A 14698-nucleotide genomic window follows, 5' to 3' on the forward strand; every position below is an offset into this window, starting at 1 on the left:
CGCCTGGTCTTGCTTGGAGATGGGGGCCTCACGACCGTGGCCCGCCGGCCCCCTCGGATGCTGAGGGGGCCGGCGGGCTGACGGGTGATCAGGCCTTGTTGATGACGGCGTCGATCGCGGTGTCGGCGTCCTTGGCGGCGGCCTCGACCGTCTTCTTGCCCTGGGCGATGTCCTGCAGGGCGTTCTGCAGGATGTTCGCCTTCTCGACCTGCAGCCAGCCCGGCGCGGTCGGGACGAACCAGCTGATCTCGGCCGCGGTGGCGGTGGCCGCGGTCTTCGGGTCGGCCTTGAGCGGGGCCAGCTGGGTCTTGTTGTTCGGCAGGTTGCCGGCCTTGATCAGGGCCTCCTGCGCCTTGCTGTTGGTGAAGGCGTTGATCCACTCGGAGGCGGCGGTCTTGGCCTTCGACTTCACCGGGACGGCGAGGTCGGAACCACCCAGGAAGGTGGAGAGGTTCTTGCCGGACGGGCCGGGGAAGACGAAGGAGGCCAGGTTGTCCTTCAGCTTGCCGCCGGTCTTGTCGAACTTCGGGTCGGCCGCGGACGGGCCCTCCCAGGCAGCGCCGTAGATCATGTTGGACTGGCCCAGGCCGTAGACGATGTAGCGGTCCGCGTCGTCCTTGGTCAGGTCGCCCTTCATGTACTTGCCGACGGCGTCCTTCCACGCGGTCAGGCCCTTGATCGCCTCCGGGGAGGAGAGCGAGGCCTTCCACTTGTCGCCGTCCTGCTTGGCGATGGCGCCGCCGGCGTCGGCCACGAAGGACATCGCGGCGTACCAGTCGCGGGACGGCTGGTACCAGGCGGAGAACTTGTCGCCCTGCTTGGCCTGGATCTTGTCCAGCGCGGCGGTCAGCTCGGCGTAGGTGGTCGGGGTGGCGGTCACGCCGACCTCGGCGGCGAGGTCCTTGCGCCAGGTGGCCACGCGGGCACCGGCGTAGTACGGGACGCCGTAGGTCTTGCCGTTGTAGGTGGCGGAGGCCTTGAGGCCGTCGAGCCAGGCCGAGCTGTTCTCGAACTTCGCGACGTCCAGCGGGGCCAGCGCGCCCTTGATCATGTAGGGCAGCATCTCGGTGTTGCCCATCTCGACCACGTCCGGCACCGAGTCGGTGGCGAGGACGGAGTCGAACTTGGTGTTCTTGTCCTTCCAGCCGTAGTACTCGTGGTTGATCTTGATGCCGGGGTACTTCGCGACGATCGCGTCGTCGGCCGCCTTGACCAGCTCCGGCCAGTTCTGCTGCGCGTCGACGGTCAGCCACACGGTGAGGCTGGTGGGGGCGGCATCCGCCTTGTCGCCACCGGCGGGCTTGGAGTCCGAACCACAAGCCGCGAGACCGACGACCATTGCTGCGACGCCGACCGCCGCGATGAGCTGACGCTTCACGCCATCCTCCTGAGGGATGCCCGGGTTGCCCCCACCGGGGGCAGGCGACATACCCGTGCATTTCGGCAGGAATGGTGTCGCGAACCCTTGGGACGGGGTTGGGAATTCAGAGTTGGTCTCAGTGGTGTAGACCAGATGTCTGGAGCTTGGCCTAGACCAATGGGCGTGTCAACGGCTGCCAGAGCAAACCGGACCACCCGTTATCAAGCCGACACCGCTCATCGTTCATCGTGTGATGAGGTCCCCGTTGACAGGCCATACGTGCAACGATGTGTGCCGTTAACGGAGGAGGCGGGGCCTGGGAAGGCTCCGCCAGGAGCGGGAGATACGGCCGAATGAGCAGCGACGGGGGCACCACGGCCCAGGTGACCGAACCCGAGGCCCAGAATCTGCCGACGCAGTCGGCGGCCGACCCGACCGCGCGCGTCCCCAAGTACTACGGACTCAAGCGCCATCTGCTGCAGCTCACCGAGACCCAGCCGGCCGGCACCCCGGTCCCGCCGGAGCGCGCGCTGGCGGCCCAGTTCGACACCTCCCGCACCACCGTCCGCCAGGCCCTCCAGGAACTGGTGGTCGAGGGCCGGCTGGAGCGCATCCAGGGCAAGGGCACCTTCGTGGCCAAGCCCAAGGTCGCCCAGGCCCTCCAGCTCACCTCCTACACCGAGGACATGCGGGCCCAGGGCCTGGAGCCCACCTCCCGCCTGATCGAGATCGGCTACATCAGCGCCGACGACCGGCTGGCCCCGCTGCTGGACATCAAGCCCGGCGGCCGGGTGCTGCGGATCGAGCGCCTGCGCCTCGCCAACGGCGACCCGATGGCCATCGAGGTGGCCCACCTCTCCGCCAAGCGCTTCCCCGCCCTGCGGCGCAACCTCGCCAAGCACAACTCCCTCTACACCGCGCTGCGCGAGGTCTACGGGGTCACCGTCGCCGAGGCCGAGGAGACCATCGAGACCACGCTGGCCGACCCGCGCGAGGCCGGCCTGCTCGGCTCCGACCTCGGACTGCCGATGCTCCAGCTCTCCCGGCACTCCTTCGACGCCGAGGGCGCCCCGGTCGAGTGGGTCCGCTCGATCTACCGCGGCGACCGCTACAAGTTCATCACCCGGCTCCAGCGGCCGGCCTCCTGACGGAGTAGGAGCGGTTCCGTCCGCTATCCGAAAAGTTCCCACCGGGGTGGTGACACGCGTCACGCCAGGGCCCAAGATGGCGCCTGACAGTCGATCACCCGGGTGCTGCTCGGCGGGCGTGCGGTTACCCGTACGTTGCGGCGCATGAGGTGAGCCCTCATAGGAGCCGCTTACATGTCGTCAGAAAGCACCGGGGCGCGGCAGCTCCCGGTGGTCACCCCAGCGCGGGTGATCGCCGGGATCTGCCTGCTGCTGCCCGTCGTCGCGATGCTCTGGGTGTCCTCGTACACCAAGGCCACCCCCGAACTCGGCGGGATGCCGTTCTTCTACTGGTACCAGCTGGCCTGGGTGCCGCTCTCGGCGGTCTTCACCGTCGCGGCCTACCTGCTGCTGCGCCGTGACGAGCAGGCCCGCAAGGCCGCCGCGGGGCCCTCCTTCGAGAAGGGTGTGTCCGAGTGAGCCACACCGGGATCAACTGGACCGCGCTGACGGTCTTCCTGCTGTTCTTCGTCCTAGTCACCGTGATGGGCTTCCTGGCCTCGCGCTGGCGCCGGGCCGACGACGCGCTGCACCTGGACGAGTGGGGCCTGGGCGGCCGGAGCTTCGGCACCTGGGTCACCTGGTTCCTGCTCGGCGGCGACCTCTACACCGCGTACACCTTCGTGGCCGTCCCGGCGCTGGTCTACGGCGCGGGCGCGGCGGGCTTCTTCGCGGTGCCCTACACGATCGTGGCCTACCCGCTGGTCTTCCTCTTCCTGCCCCGCCTCTGGTCGGTCTCCCGGGTGCACGGCTACGTCACCCCGGCCGACTTCGTGAAGGGCCGCTACGGCTCCAAGGGCCTGTCGCTGGTGGTCGCGCTCACCGGCATCCTGGCCACCATGCCGTACATCGCGCTCCAACTGGTCGGCATCCAGGCGGTGCTGGACGTGCTCGGGGTCGGCGGCAGCGCGGACAGCAACTGGTTCGTCAAGGACCTGCCGCTCTTCCTGGCCTTCGCGGTGCTGGCCGCGTACACCTACTCCTCGGGCCTGCGCGCCCCGGCGCTGATCGCCTTCGTCAAGGACACCCTGGTGTACCTGGTGATCATCGTCGCGGTGATCTACATCCCGATGCGGCTCGGCGGCTACGGCGCCATCTTCGACTCGGCGGCGCAGAAGTTCTCCACCGTCAACCCGGCGACCGGCAAGCCGGTCGGCTCGCTGATCACCGGCCCCAAGGCGCAGTGGACGTACGCCACCCTGGCCTTCGGCTCGGCGCTGGCGCTCTTCATGTACCCGCACTCGGTGACCGGTGTGCTGGCCTCCCGCTCCCGCAACACGGTGCGCCGGAACATGGCCATCATGCCCGCCTACTCGCTGATGCTCGGCCTGCTCGCGCTGCTCGGCTTCATGGCCATCGCGGCCGGCGTCGGCAAGGGCGTGAAGGGCTTCAACCCGCAGCTCTCGGTGCCGCAGCTGTTCGAGAACATGTTCCCGGACTGGTTCACCGGCGTGGCCTTCGCCGCCATCGGCATCGGCGCGCTCGTCCCGGCCGCCATCATGTCGATCGCCGCGGCCAACCTCTTCACCCGCAACATCTACAAGGAGTACCTGAAGCCCGGCGCCACCCCGGCGGACGAGACCAAGGTCGCCAAGATCGCCTCGCTGCTGGTGAAGGTCGGCGCGCTGGCCTTCGTACTGCTGATGGACAAGCAGTTCGCCATCAACCTCCAGCTGCTGGGCGGCATCTGGATCCTGCAGACCTTCGTCTCCATCGTCGGCGGCCTGTTCACCCGGTGGTTCCACCGCTGGGCGCTGCTGGCCGGCTGGGCGGTCGGCATGGTCTACGGCACCTGGAAGGCCTACGGGGTCTCCTCCCCCGCCACCAAGCACTTCGGCGGCAGCTCGGCCGAGATCCCCGGCGTCGGCGAGATCGGCTACATCGGTCTGACCGCCTTCGTGCTGAACGTCGTCGTGGCCGTGGTGCTCACCCTGGCGTTCAGGGCGCTCAAGGCGCCCGAGGGCCCGGACGAGACCAGCAAGTCCGACTACACCGCCGAGGCCCCGAAGCCCCCGGCCGCCTCCCCGGAGGCGCCGGAGCCCGTCGCGGCGCACTGACAGCGCCAGGGCGCACAGGCCCGTACCGCGCGCGCCCTGTGATCGCGCCGTCTCCCCGGTCAACACTGGAGGGACGGCGCGATCATTTGGTAGTACGACCAACGGGGAGAGCACGTGGAGCAGAGCACCGTCCTCAACGGACACCACCGTCCCGACAGCGGCGAGGGCCGCGGCACGCCCCTGCCCTCACTGCTGATCACCACCAGACACGGCGAGTCGATCGCCAACATCGAGTTCCAGCTCGCCGCCGAGACCGGCGCGATGGCCGTCCCGATCACCTGCCGGGACGCCGACATCCCGCTCTCGCTGCACGGCCAGGCCCAGGCCCAGGCGCTCGGCCGCTGGTGGGCCGCGCTGCCCCCGGCCGACCGGCCCCGCTCGGTCTGGTGCTCCCCGTACGTGCGCACCGCCGAGACCGCCCGGATCGCGCTGGCCCAGGCCCAGGGCCTGGGCGCGGTCCCGGTCGGGCTGACGGTCCGTCACGACGAGCGGCTGCGCGACCGCGAGCTGGGCGTGCTGGAGATGCTCACCCCGGCCGCGATCGAGAAGGAGCACCCCGGCGAGGCGGCCCGCCGTCGCAAGATGGGCGAGCTCTACTACCGCCCGCCCGGCGGCGAGTCCTTCCTGGACGTCGCGCTGCGGGTGCGCAGCCTGCTCCGCGACCTGGCCGAGGAGGAGGACGGACGCCCGGTGCTGGTGGTCTCGCACGACTGCCCGGTGCTGATGACGCGCTACGTGCTCGACCGCCTGACGGAGCGCCAGCTGCTCGACCTCGCCCCGGTGGCCAACTGCTCGACCAGCACTTGGCGCGCCCGCGGCGGCCGCCTGGCCCCGGAGCTCTGGAACGCCACCGAGCACCTCTGAGCAGGAGCGCCGGACGACCCCGCAGGGCTCAGGCGAACGCCCGCCGGTACGCCTGCGGGGTGGTGCCGAGCCAGCGGGTGAAGTGGTGCCGGAGAGTGGCCGCGTTGCCGAAACCACAGGCGGCGGCCACTGCCTCCACCGGTTCGTTGGTGCCCTCCAGCAGCCGCTGGGCCAGCAGCAGCCGCTGGTTGGTGAGCCACCGGTGCGGGGTGGTGCCGGTCTCCTGCTGGAAGCGGCGGGCGAAGGTGCGCGGCGACATGTGGGCCCGGGCCGCCAGCTGGTCCACCGTCAGCTCACGGTCCAGATGGCGGCGCAGCCAGTCCAGCAGGCCGCCGAGGGAGTCCTCGTCGCAGTCCGGCAGCGGCCGGTTGACGAACTGTGCCTGCCCCCCGTCCCGGTGCGGGGCGACCACCATGCGGCGGGCGATCCCACGCGCCACCTCCGGGCCCTGGAGCTTGCGGACCAGGTGCAGACAGGCGTCGATGCCGGCCGCCGTACCGGCAGAGGTGATCACCGGGTCCTCGTCCACGTAGAGCACGTCCGGCTCGACCCGGGTGAGCGGGAAGCGCTCCGCCAGCCGGGCGGTGTGCTTCCAGTGGGTGGTGGAGCGCCGGCCGTCGAGCAGTCCGGCGGCGCCGAGCAGGAAGGCACCGCTGCAGATCGACAGCACCCGCGCGCCCCGGTCGGCAGCCGCCCGGAGCGCCTCGATCAGCACCGCCGGGTACTCGTCCCGGACGTGGGTGGCGGCGGCGATCACCAGATCGGCCTCGGCCAGCTTCTCCGCACCGTGCTCCACCGCGATCCGGTAGCCGGCGTGCGTACGGAGCAGTCCCGGCGCGTCGCTGGCCACCGCGAAGTCGTAGACCGGCAGACCGTCGTCGCGCCGGTCCAGTCCGAACACCTCACTGGCCACCCCGAGTTCGAAGGGGTGGACGTCCTCCAGGACCACGGTGACCACGTTCTGCAGTGCCATGGGCCCAGCTTGCCCGATGGCAGGATATCGATGCAACGGGTCGTTCCTGCCACTCGTCCCGGCCGGGGCCCGGCGGGAGAGTGGAGCCATGGACACCTCGACGCTCCAGAGCCTGCTCGCCCTCGCCGCCGTCACCGGCTCGTTCGCCCTGCTCGGCCTGCTGGTCGGCCGCGACCTGACCCGCAACTCCCGCCACGGGCGTGACAACTGGCACCGCCCCGGCGGCTATCCGCACGAGGCCGGGCCCGGCGAACCGCTGCGCGCCACCCTGCCCGCCCCCTCGGACGTCCGTTCGGGCAGACTGGCCGGATGGACATCGTCATCCGGCAGGCCGTCGAAGCCGACCTGGAGGCCGTCGGCCTCATCACCCACCAGTCCTTCGTCGGAGACGGCCACAGCCCGGCCGACGGCCCGTACGCGGCCCAACTCCTCGACGCCCGGCCCCGCTTCGAGCAGGCCGAACTCCTCGTCGCGGCCGACCAGGCCGACGGGCAGCTGCTCGGCTGCGTGACCTTCGCGGTCGGCGGCACCCCGTTCGCCGACATCGCCGAGCCGCACGAGGGCGAGATCCGGATGCTCGCGGTCTCCGGGGCGGCCCGTGGCCGCGGCGTCGGCGAGCTCCTGGTACGGGCCACGATGACCCGCAGCCGCGAGCTCGGCCTGACCGGCATGGCCTTCTCCACCCGCCCGTCGATGACCACCGCCCACCGCCTCTACGAGCGGCTCGGCTTCCGCCGCACCCCCGAGCGCGACTGGGAGGTCCGGCCCGGGGTACTGCTGCTGACCTACGGCCTCACCTTCTGACGGCCCGTCGGGGACCGGGGCCGGTACCCCGCGTCCCCGACCCCCCGCACTATGCTCTGACGACCGTGGAGCGACTCTTCCGGTCCGGGCTTCCCCCGGGCCGTCCGACCGGAGACGCTGCGGCGCAAGCGCAAGGACGGCGAGGGGGACTCATGCGGGACATACCACCCGTTGGCATGCCCGGTGCGGCTCACACCCTGCAGGACATGCGGGAGGCGAGGGGTTCGACCGTCGTCCCCGGCCGCAGCCGGTACACCGTCGACCTCCCGCCGCCCCAGCCGTACGTCCCGGCCGGCGCGGCGGCCAAGTCGGCGGACCGCTACGAGGCGGTGGACGGGCTCCGCGGCCTGGCCGTCCTGTCGGTGCTGCTGTACCACACCAACTGGTTCCAGCGCGGGCTGTTCGGCGTCGACGCGTTCCTCGTGCTCTCCGGATTCCTGGTCACCCTGCTGCTGCTGCGCGACCTGCAGGCCAACGGCCGCATGGCCCTCGGCCGGTTCTACCGCGGACGGGCCAAGAAGCTGCTCCCGGGGCTGCTCGTCACCCTGCTCCTGGTGGTGGCCGCGGCCCTGCTGACCAGCCCGCTGCACGAGGCCCGGCGCCTGCGGCCGGAGGCGCTCACCGCGCTGGCCCAGGCCGCCAACTGGGCCGAGATCCACCGGGGCGGCACGTACTGGGACCAGTTCGCGCCGGTCGACCCGCTGGCGGCGATGGGGACGCTCGGCATCGTCGCGCAGTTCTGCCTCGTCTGGCCGCTCCTGCTGGTCTGCGTCCACGTGCTGTGCCGCCGCTCGCTCACGGCCACCGGCGTGATCACCCTGCTGCTGTTCGGTGGCGCCGCCGTGGTGGCGCCGCTGCGCTGGGACGGCGGCAACGGCGACCGCCTCCAGCTCGGGACCGACAGCCGGGTGGTGGCCTTGCTGGCCGGTGCCACCGCCGCCTGCCTGGTGCACCAGTGGCTGCGCCGGTCGCGGCGCGCCGAGCCCTCCACCGGCCGCACGGTGCTCCTCACCGTCCTGGGGACGGCCGCGCTCGCCGCGCTCGTCTGGCTGAGCGTCATCACCACGTCGTACCACCAGCCCTGGCTGTACCGGGAGGCCGGGCTCGCCGGGGTCGCCGCCCTGGTGGCCGTGCTGACGGTCTGCCTGTGCCACGGACGCGGTCCGCTGGTCCGGGTGTTCTCGTTCGCCCCGCTGGCGGCCACCGGGCGGATCTCCTACCACCTCTTCCTGCTGCACCTGCCGGTGTACTGGCTGCTCCAGCAGCACATGGACAACACGAGCCCGGCCGTGCTCCTCGGGCTCGGCGGCGTCGTCAGCTGGCTGGCTGCCTGGTTCCTGCACAACTTCACGGAGAAGGCCCGGCACGTCGACTGGCGGGTCAGCCGGGCGCTGCCGCTGATCACCGTGGCCGCCGTGGCCACGGCGGCCGGTGCCTGGTACCTGCCCCAGGTCTTCGAGGCCCGGACGCGTCCGGCCGGGAAGCCGGTGGTGGTCGCGCTGGGCGACTCGCTGACGCAGGACCTCGCCGCCTCGGTCCAGCAGTACGGCAGCCGGTACACGGTGGTCGACGCCGGCATCAGCGGCTGCGGCCTGTTCGGCTCGGACTCCGTGCGGGTCTCCTCCGGGCAGTCCGTCGAGACCAGCCCCGAGTGCCGGGACCGGGAGGCGCGCTGGCGCGAGCAGGTGGCCGAGGCCGCCCCCGCGGCCGTGGTGATCCACGCGGGCTGGGACGCCACCGAGCAGAACACCGGCAGCGCCCGGCTCTCGCCCTGCGCCCCGGAGTACCGGGCTCTCTACTACCCGCGGCTCCAGGCCATGGTGGACCTGGTCCGGCAGCAGGCCCCCACGGCCAAGGTGCTGCTGATGAACGAGCGCATCTGGAACGGCGCGATCAACCTCAGGTGGGGTTCCTGCTACAACCGCCACATCGAGGACTTCGTCCAGGCCTCCGAGGGCGCCGTCGAACTCCTCGACCTGGAGAAGCTGCTGTGCCCCCGGGGAGCCTGTGACGCCACCGACGAGCACGGTTCGCAGCTCAACCCGCGCGGCGGCAGCGGCGTGTTCCTGGCCCCCGCGGGCAAGCGGCTGGTCGGGCCCTGGCTGACCGAGCAGCTGGATCTGGCGCTGGCCGCCCCGTCGGCCGCGCCCGAGACCACGGCCACTCCCTCGCCGTCGGCCACCGCGCCGAGTCCGTCGCACTCGGCCTCGCCCTCGCCCTCGGCCTCCCGCAAGCCCGGCACCCCGAGTTCCCAGCCGACCGGCACCCGGACGGGCACGCCCAAGCCGACCGGGTCCCGAACGGGCACGGCGACCAGCCGGCCGACCAGCTGACGGAGGGTCAGCCCTGCTTCTCGGCCACCTGGTAGGTGGTCGAGAAGCAGTCCCGGATGGCCTGCTCGGAGGACGGGCGGCCGGCGAACTCCATCCTCGGGGTCTTCTCGTTCGCCGCCTTGTAGGGGTCCGTCCCGAAGTACGTGGACCAGAAGTAGGCACCGCCGAGCTTGCGCTCGGCCGCCACCTGGCAGACGGCGGTGAACCAGGTGGGCTGCGCCTTGTCGTTGGCCGCCCGGACGGTGTAGTGGTCACCGGGCGTCTGGTAGGCACCCTGCTGGGCCGGGATGCCCACCTCGGTGAGGGTGGTGCCGGGCAGCGGCCCCTTGCCCTTCTTGTCCAGCCAGGAGTTCCAGGACGCGACCAGCTCGGAGACCGGGGCGTCGTCCCCGGCCTTCTTCGCCGGGAAGTAGGCGTCCACGCCGATGTCCTCGAGGGGCACGGCGATCGGGCCCTTCACGTAGTTGTCCCAATTGGCGTCGTAGCCGATCCGACCGTGGTAGATCGCCTTGGCCTGCTCGATGAGCGGCTGCCAACGCGCGTCCCCCTCCAGCGAGTTGAACTCGGTGCCGATGGTGAAACGGGCTGCCCGGTGCTCCTCCGCCATCTTCAGGTAGGGCTTCAGCAGCTTGGTGTACGAGGCGAACCACTTGGTCCGGTCGGCCGGCTCGATGTTCCCCCGCCAGTCGCCCTGCGGTGACTCGAGCGCGTGCTCGTCGAGGATCGGCCGGACCACCGTGCGCAGCCCGGCCCGGTGCGCGGTGTCGATCAGCAGCGCCACCCGGTCCGGGCTCGGCGTGGTCGGCTCCACCGACAGCAGGTTCGAGGTCTTGTTCTTGGTGTAGAACGGGAAGGAGATCGACATCGAGTTGGCGTTCAGCCCGACCACGTACTTCACGATCCGGTCCGCCTTGCCCTGGACGTAGTTGTCCGGGTCGGCCGGGTCGTCGAGCCAGTAGACCTGCACCCCCCACTCCGGGCTGCCGGGCTGCCACGGCCTGGCCACCTTCGGTCCCCGGTAGGTCTCGGAGGGGGTCGGGCTCGCCGTGGCCTTGCCGGCCGGCTCGGAGGGAGCGGCAGTGGGGTCGACCGCGGTGGCGGTGCTGGTGGTGGTGGCGGACGGGGTCGTCGTCACGCTGCGCCCCGACACGACCGGCACGGTGCGGTCGAACTGGATCGGGTGGTCCCCGAAGAAGAACGGAACGGCGACGGTGGCCCCGACGATCACCGCCGGGGCGGCGAAGATGATGTTGCGCTTCACGTGTGGGTCCTCGACCGGTCAGGCGGGCTTGGCGATGACGACGAACTTGTTCTCTTCGCGCTTCAGGAACTTGATCAGTCCCCGCAGGCCGCCCCAGCCCTCCAGGAAGGAGAACACCGGGATGAGCGCGACGATCGCCATCGGCTCCCACCACTTGCGACGGTGCTGGGCCGAGGAGATCACGTTGAGCCGCAGCCCCTCCCAGTAGGTCCATATCACGTAGGCGAAGTTGACCGCCCAGATGAAGACCACGGACTGGGTCACCGGCGAGGTGTTCATGGTCCCGGTGAACCAGGCGAGCAGCATGACCAGCCCGACGTGCTGGAGCGGCCCCAGCACCCAGCTCACCATGCCGATCCCGATGAAGATCCGGAACCGCAGCGGGATGGTCGGGTTGAAGCAGAGCGCGACCAGCCCCCAGGCCCACCGCTCACGCTGCTTCAGGAAGTCCTTCACCCCGGCCGGGGAGGCCCCGTAGCAGCGGCCGTTGAACCAGTCGCTGCGGCCCGGGTAGCGGATGCAGAAGTTCAGCGCGTGCTGGGCGTCCTCGACGATGGTGTCCGGCCCGAAGTCCCAGCCGATGGTGGCCTCGACCGACGCCCGCATCAGCAGCAGCTCGCCGTGCACGCCGGCGGTCGGCGTGCCGGTGCCGGTCATCGCCCGGAAGCGCGCGATGTCGTCCGCCGGGCGGATCGCGTCGGCGAGCCAGGTGAAGGTGTTGACCGCGTTCTCGCGCGGGTACGTCAGGATGCCCTGCGCCATGTGCTTGGCCTCGTCGTCGCCGGCCCGGCGCTGGCGGTTGACGAACTGCGCGACGGCCGCGGCGGTGTCCGGTCCGACGCCGGTGTCGTCGTCCATGTGCAGGACCCAGACGTCGTCCTCGGCCTCGCCCTCGGCGATCCGCAGCTCGTGCGAGTAGTGGTTCGCGCGGGCCTTGAACTTGGTGCCGTTGGGGGTCTGGTAGACCTTCGGCACGGTGACCACCCGGATCAACGGGTTCCGCTCGGCGAGCTGGTCGATCTTCTCCCCGGCCTCGCAGCCCTCCTCCGTGAGGATGTCCACCCGCATCCAGGGGAAGTACGGCGGCAGGTGGTCCACGTACGAGAGCACCGAGCGTTCGAGCGCCGGGTAGGTGTCGTGCCGGCCGATGGTCGGCACCAGCACGATCAGGTAGTCGTCCTCGGCCGGGGCCGGCGGCACCATCTGGCCCACCTTGCGCAGGCGCCGACGGACCATCAGCACCCCCTGGAAGCCGATCATGACGCCGATGATCGGCATCGACCAGACGATGGTGATCACCCAGCCGAGCAGCGTCGGGTTCGGCACGAAGGCCCAGACCGAGAAGCCGAGGATGATGAGGAACGAGACGTAGAACGGCAGCAGTCCCGGCTTCCAGTCCTGGTGCCGTTCCGCCAGTCGCTGCGCCTCACGCGAGATCGTGCCCACAGGCCGCACAGGTGCTGTCGTCATCTCCAACTACGTTTCACTCGGCGGGACTTCGGCCGGGCGCCGGCTGCCCGAGCGGGTACTCCTCCGGCTCCGGCCGGAACGGTGCGGCCGGCTGCGGGGCCTGCTGGGCCCAGTGCTGCTCGGGCCCGGCCGGCGCGGCCTGTGCCGGCCCGGCCTGGACCGGCGGGCGGCCCTGGGCCGGGCCCGGGAAACCGTACCCCGACTGCGGCTGCGACCCGAACTGCGGTGCGGGGCGCAACGGTTCCTCGACCCGCCGGACCTGATCGGCGAGCAGGAACGACCGCCCCAGCACGGCCACCAGGCCGGCCGTCACCAGGAAGCCGACCGCGAAGGTCGACAGCTTGAGCCAGCCCTCGACCGTGCCGGTGAACCACTCGCGCTGCGGGGCGTCGAAGAGCGCGCCGGTCAGGCTGCGCAGCCGGTTGTACCCCTCCACCAGGGCGACGCCCATCACCACGCCCCGGGCCCAGTAGCGGCCGCCGAGGATCAGCCAGGCCGAGACCAGGTAGACCACCGCGTAGTTGAGGTTGTTGGTCTCGGCCTTCGAGGAGCCGTCGCTGACGCCGTAGTAGAAGATCCCCTGGACGAAGGTGAGGACGCCCACCTGCACGAAGCAGTTGTACGCCGCCCAGACCAGCAGGACCGCACCCCAGCCGCCCGCCACCAGGGCGGCCGGTCGGACGTGCCGCCCGGCGTATCCGAGCTCGGTCGCGTAGGACACCGGATGCCCCCCAGGTGATGGCCGGTCAAATGCGGCTAGCCTGCCACACCGGTCCGACGCCGTTGACACCGGGTTCGGTCGGTCCGGGCGATCGTTATGAAACTCAATCCAAGTGCAGCGCCGACCAGTCCTGGTTCGCCCCGAAACGTCCGGATCCACCGGTGATCGCCAGCGGGCTGTTGTAGGTGTCCTTGACGTCGGCCAGCCGGTTCACCACCGGGCCGGGGTTGACGTTCCGTTCGGTGAGCGACTGCCCCCACACCGTCCACATCGTCCACGGGGTCTGCGCGAGCGTGTCCTTCTGACGGGAGTTCACCGGCACGGCGAACGACTCGGCCAGCACCCTGGGCTTGCGGTACGCCGAGAGTCCGTCGTAGTAGCGCTTGGTCCACAGCTCGCCGGTGCCGATCGGGTCGGTCGGACTCCCGCTGTAGTCGTCCACCCCGACCACGTCGACGTACCCCTCGCCCGGGTAGTAGTCCCAGGGCTCGACGCCCGGCGCACCGTCCCAGGAGACCGGGGTCCAGACGAAGATCAGGTTGTGCAGCCCCCGGGTCTCCACCAGGTACCGGTAGGTGATCATCCAGAGCTTCTTGAAGTCCGCACCGGTCTGCCCGGACCACCAGAAACTGCGCTGGCAGTCCTGGTTGTTCATCTCGTGGTACGGCCGGAAGAGCACCGGGACGTCGTGCGCGGCCAGGTACTCCAGGTGGTCCGCGAGGAAGCGCAGGTCCTCCATCAGGGCCTGGTTCTCACGGGTCCCGCCCGCCTGGTCGACCACCCGGCCGAACCACTTCGGGTCGGTCATCCGGGGAGAGCTGCGGCAGAGCACGTTCTCGAAGGACTTCACCGGGGCACCGGGGTAGGGCTCGTGGAAGGACATGCCGACCATCCCGGCCGGGGCGCCGCCGTTGTCCGGCAGGACGGTGGTGCTGCCGTCGCAGTTGCGCTGCGCGCCGCCGGCACCGGTCCCGTAACTGCCGTCCGCCGCACGGGGGTAGCCCGACCAGACCGCCTTCAGCAGGTCCACCGCGTCGTCGGCGTACTGCCACTTGGCCTCGCAGGAGGGCCAGCGCCCGGCCGAGTAGCTCCGCTCGTTGCCGACCCCCCAGGCCGACTGCCCGTACCCCGGCCCCAGGTCCGCCTCGACGAACCCCGGCAGCTTGCCGGTGATGTCGGCCGCCTTCTTGTAGTAGTAGCCGGCCGGCTTGGAGCCGGCGAAGTCACCGTAGGAGGCGTTGTAGAGCTCGTTCTGCAGTTCCACGTGCTGCCCGATGACCGTGCCGCGCGGCTTGCCCGAGCGGGCGGCCTGCTCCAGGTCGGCCAGCAGCTGGAAGACCGCCCGGGCGTTGGGCGAGGCGGCCGGGTCACGCTTGAGCAGGTCCTTGCCCAGATCGGCCGGCACCGGACGCGACGCCGGGGCCGACGCCAGGCCGGGCCCGGACGAGGCCGGGGCGGAGGTCGGGGCCGCTCCCGGCCCGTCCTCCGCGCCGCTGACCGCTATCACCGTCGCGCAGACGAGCGAGGCCGTCAGCGTCACGGCGCCCAGCGTCACAGCACCGCCGTGTCTGCCCCGCAGAGATATCACGGACTCCCCCTGACAACTCCTGATCATCCTTGACAGGGAGACAGTATCGGGGCCTGCGTGCGGATCTGACCCCAGGTCAC

12 protein-coding genes are annotated in these 14698 nt (G+C 70.9%); 6 read left to right on the plus strand and 6 right to left on the minus strand.

Features of this window, described 5'->3' with window-relative positions:
• Positions 1-88: 88 nt before the first annotated feature.
• Positions 89-1378 (minus strand): extracellular solute-binding protein, encoded by a 1290-nt coding sequence (locus ACIA8O_RS29895; RefSeq protein WP_396297084.1) that lies wholly within the window; start codon positions 1376-1378, stop codon positions 89-91.
• Positions 1379-1713: 335 nt separating this feature from the next.
• On the opposite strand from ACIA8O_RS29895, the gene ACIA8O_RS29900 reads away from it, so the two are divergent.
• From ACIA8O_RS29900 to ACIA8O_RS29915, 4 genes are all read left to right on the plus strand, one after another.
• Positions 1714-2508, plus strand: coding sequence for a GntR family transcriptional regulator (locus ACIA8O_RS29900; RefSeq protein WP_396297085.1), 795 nt, complete (start codon positions 1714-1716; stop codon positions 2506-2508).
• A 174-nt stretch (positions 2509-2682) separates the two neighbouring features.
• The gene (locus tag ACIA8O_RS29905) at positions 2683-2967 is read left to right on the plus strand and encodes a DUF3311 domain-containing protein (protein ID WP_396297086.1); all 285 of its coding nucleotides are present in this window, start codon (positions 2683-2685) and stop codon (positions 2965-2967) included.
• An 11-nt stretch (positions 2968-2978) separates the two neighbouring features.
• The gene (gene mctP / locus ACIA8O_RS29910) at positions 2979-4604 is read left to right on the plus strand and encodes a monocarboxylate uptake permease MctP (protein ID WP_396297197.1); all 1626 of its coding nucleotides are present in this window, start codon (positions 2979-2981) and stop codon (positions 4602-4604) included.
• 114 nt (positions 4605-4718) lie between these two features.
• Positions 4719-5468 (plus strand): histidine phosphatase family protein, encoded by a 750-nt coding sequence (locus ACIA8O_RS29915; protein ID WP_396297087.1) that lies wholly within the window; start codon positions 4719-4721, stop codon positions 5466-5468.
• 28 nt (positions 5469-5496) lie between these two features.
• On the opposite strand, the gene ACIA8O_RS29920 is transcribed toward ACIA8O_RS29915, so the two are convergent.
• Entirely contained in the window at positions 5497-6441 is a 945-nt protein-coding gene (locus tag ACIA8O_RS29920) for a helix-turn-helix domain-containing protein (RefSeq protein ID WP_396297088.1), read from the minus strand.
• 309 nt (positions 6442-6750) lie between these two features.
• Between ACIA8O_RS29920 and ACIA8O_RS29925 the strand changes: the two genes are divergently transcribed.
• Both ACIA8O_RS29925 and ACIA8O_RS29930 read left to right on the plus strand, forming a co-directional pair.
• Positions 6751-7245: a GNAT family N-acetyltransferase gene (locus ACIA8O_RS29925; RefSeq protein ID WP_396297089.1), complete on the plus strand. Its 495-nt coding sequence runs from the start codon at positions 6751-6753 to the stop codon at positions 7243-7245.
• A gap of 206 nt (positions 7246-7451) precedes the next feature.
• Positions 7452-9578, plus strand: a complete 2127-nt coding sequence (locus tag ACIA8O_RS29930; RefSeq protein ID WP_396297090.1) for an acyltransferase family protein — start codon at positions 7452-7454, stop codon at positions 9576-9578.
• Positions 9579-9585: 7 nt separating this feature from the next.
• Here ACIA8O_RS29930 and ACIA8O_RS29935 read toward each other — a convergent pair whose 3' ends face one another.
• From ACIA8O_RS29935 to ACIA8O_RS29950, 4 genes are all read right to left on the minus strand, one after another.
• Complete coding sequence (locus ACIA8O_RS29935) at positions 9586-10839, minus strand: glycoside hydrolase family 113 (protein ID WP_396297091.1); 1254 nt, start codon at positions 10837-10839, stop codon at positions 9586-9588.
• An 18-nt stretch (positions 10840-10857) separates the two neighbouring features.
• The gene (locus tag ACIA8O_RS29940) at positions 10858-12309 is read right to left on the minus strand and encodes a glycosyltransferase family 2 protein (protein ID WP_396297092.1); all 1452 of its coding nucleotides are present in this window, start codon (positions 12307-12309) and stop codon (positions 10858-10860) included.
• Between the two features lie 13 nt (positions 12310-12322).
• Positions 12323-13030: a hypothetical protein gene (locus tag ACIA8O_RS29945; RefSeq protein ID WP_396297093.1), complete on the minus strand. Its 708-nt coding sequence runs from the start codon at positions 13028-13030 to the stop codon at positions 12323-12325.
• A 103-nt stretch (positions 13031-13133) separates the two neighbouring features.
• A complete protein-coding gene (locus tag ACIA8O_RS29950) occupies positions 13134-14570 on the minus strand; it encodes a glycoside hydrolase family 26 protein (RefSeq protein WP_396297094.1) in 1437 nt (478 codons plus the stop codon).
• Positions 14571-14698: the final 128 nt, after the last annotated feature.

Origin of the sequence: Kitasatospora sp. NPDC051853, assembly GCF_044452665.1 — a bacterium.
Classification (GTDB): domain Bacteria; phylum Actinomycetota; class Actinomycetes; order Streptomycetales; family Streptomycetaceae; genus Kitasatospora.